1 rRNA gene is annotated in these 3,020 nt (G+C 49.5%); it reads left to right on the forward strand.

Features of this window, described 5'->3' with window-relative positions:
• The first annotated feature begins 101 nt into the window (after positions 1-101).
• Positions 102-2,990, forward strand: a 23S ribosomal RNA gene (locus H5079_RS18000).
• The last annotated feature ends 30 nt before the right edge of the window (positions 2,991-3,020 follow it).

Below are 3,020 nucleotides of genomic sequence, written 5' to 3' on the forward strand. Positions count from 1 at the left end.
TTAACTCTTACGAGTTGATTGATTGGTATCTACTTTAGTATTCAATATTGACTTCTGGCGAAGTTAAACTGTCACACAACAAAGACCCGTTTGGGTTGTATGGTTAAGTGACTAAGCGTACACGGTGGATGCCTTGGCAGTTGGAGGCGATGAAGGACGTATTAACTTGCGATAAGCCTAGTCAAGCTAGTAAAAAGCACTTGAGACTAGGATTTCCGAATGGGGAAACCCACCTGCTTGCAGGTATCGTTAACTGAATACATAGGTTAACGAGGCGAACGCGGAGAACTGAAACATCTAAGTACCCGTAGGAAAAGAAATCAACCGAGATTCCGAAAGTAGCGGCGAGCGAAATCGGAACAGCCCTTAAGCTTATTATGTGTTAATGGAAGGCTGCTGGAAAGCGCCACGATACAGGGTGATAGTCCCGTACATGAAAAGACATTTTAAGTGAAATCGAGTAGGTCGGAGCACGTGAAACTTTGACTGAATATAGGTGGACCATCATCTAAGGCTAAATACTCCCAACTGACCGATAGTGAACCAGTACCGTGAGGGAAAGGCGAAAAGAACCCCTGTGAGGGGAGTGAAATAGAACCTGAAACCGTGTACGTACAAGCAGTAGGAGCCCACTTGTTGGGTGACTGCGTACCTTTTGTATAATGGGTCAGCGACTTATATTTTGTAGCGAGGTTAACCGATTAGGGTAGCCGTAGGGAAACCGAGTCTTAACTGGGCGAATAGTTGCAAGGTATAGACCCGAAACCCGGTGATCTAGCCATGAGCAGGTTGAAGGTTGAGTAACATCAACTGGAGGACCGAACCCACTAACGTTGAAAAGTTAGGGGATGACTTGTGGTTAGGAGTGAAAGGCTAATCAAACCGGGAGATAGCTGGTTCTCCCCGAAATCTATTTAGGTAGAGCCTCGGACGAATACTTACGGGGGTAGAGCACTGTTAAGGCTAGGGGGTCATCCCGACTTACCAACCCTTTGCAAACTCCGAATACCGTAAAGTAATATCCGGGAGACACACGGCGGGTGCTAACGTCCGTCGTGAAGAGGGAAACAACCCAGACCGCCAGCTAAGGTCCCAAAGTCATAGTTAAGTGGGAAACGATGTGGAAAGGCCCAGACAGCCAGGAGGTTGGCTTAGAAGCAGCCATCCTTTAAAGAAAGCGTAATAGCTCACTGGTCGAGTCGGTCTGCGCGGAAGATGTAACGGGGCTAAACTATGCACCGAAGCTGCGGATTCATCTTAGGATGAGTGGTAGGGGAGCGTTCTGTAAGCCGTTGAAGGTGTACCGGGAGGTATGCTGGAGGTATCAGAAGTGCGAATGCTGACATGAGTAACGATAATGGGAGTGAAAAACTCCCACGCCGGAAGACCAAGGGTTCCTATCCCATGTTAATCAGGGTAGGGTAAGTCGACCCCTAAGGCGAGGCCGAAAGGCGTAGTCGATGGGAAACAGATTAATATTTCTGTACTCGATATAATTGCGATGGGGGGACGGAGCAGGCTAAGCAAGCATGGCGTTGGTAGTCCATGTGAAAGTGAGTAGGGCGTTTGTTTAGGTAAATCCGGACGAACACTAAACCTGAGACACGAGACGAGTCACCAAGGTGATGAAGTTGCTGATGCCATACTTCCAGGAAAAGCCTCTAAGCTTCAGATTATATGGAATCGTACCCCAAACCGACACAGGTGGTCAGGTAGAGAATACTAAGGCGCTTGAGAGAACTCGGGTGAAGGAACTAGGCAAAATCGTACCGTAACTTCGGGAGAAGGTACGCTCCTATCTGTGATGAGACTTGCTCTCTAAGCGGACGGGAGCCGCAGTGACCAGGTGGCTGGGACTGTTTATTAAAAACACAGCACTGTGCAAAATCGCAAGATGACGTATACGGTGTGACACCTGCCCGGTGCCGGAAGGTTAATTGATGGGGTTATCCTTAGGGAGAAGCTCTTGATCGAAGCCCCGGTAAACGGCGGCCGTAACTATAACGGTCCTAAGGTAGCGAAATTCCTTGTCGGGTAAGTTCCGACCTGCACGAATGGTGTAACCATGGCCACGCTGTCTCCACCCGAGACTCAGTGAAATTGAAATCGCAGTGAAGATGCTGTGTACCCGCGGCTAGACGGAAAGACCCCGTGAACCTTTACTACAGCTTGGCACTGAACATTGAACCTACATGTGTAGGATAGGTGGGAGACTTTGAAGATGAGACGCTAGTTTTGTTGGAGTCAACCTTGAAATACCACCCTTGTAGTTTTGATGTTCTAACGTTGGCCCCTGAATCGGGGTTACGGACAGTGCCTGGTGGGTAGTTTGACTGGGGCGGTCTCCTCCTAAAGAGTAACGGAGGAGCACGAAGGTTGGCTAAGTACGGTCGGACATCGTACGGTTAGTGTAATGGTAGAAGCCAGCTTAACTGCGAGACAGACACGTCGAGCAGGTACGAAAGTAGGTCATAGTGATCCGGTGGTTCTGAATGGAAGGGCCATCGCTCAACGGATAAAAGGTACTCCGGGGATAACAGGCTGATACCGCCCAAGAGTTCATATCGACGGCGGTGTTTGGCACCTCGATGTCGGCTCATCACATCCTGGGGCTGAAGTCGGTCCCAAGGGTATGGCTGTTCGCCATTTAAAGTGGTACGCGAGCTGGGTTTAGAACGTCGTGAGACAGTTCGGTCCCTATCTGCCGTGGGCGTTTGAGAATTGAGAGGGGTTGCTCCTAGTACGAGAGGACCGGAGTGAACGAACCGCTGGTGTTCGGGTTGTCATGCCAATGGCATTGCCCGGTAGCTACGTTCGGAACTGATAAGCGCTGAAAGCATCTAAGCGCGAAGCAGGCCTCGAGATGATTTCTCACTAGAGCTATAAGCTCTCTGAAGGGCCGTTGGAGACTACAACGTTGATAGGCAAGATGTGGAAGTGCTGTGAGGCATTAAGCTAACTTGTACTAATTACCCGTGAGGCTTAACCATACAACGCCAAACGCGTTTTATGTGACAGTT

It is taken from the genome of Pseudoalteromonas sp. SG44-5 (genome assembly GCF_014164175.1).
Classification (GTDB): domain Bacteria; phylum Pseudomonadota; class Gammaproteobacteria; order Enterobacterales; family Alteromonadaceae; genus Pseudoalteromonas; species Pseudoalteromonas nigrifaciens.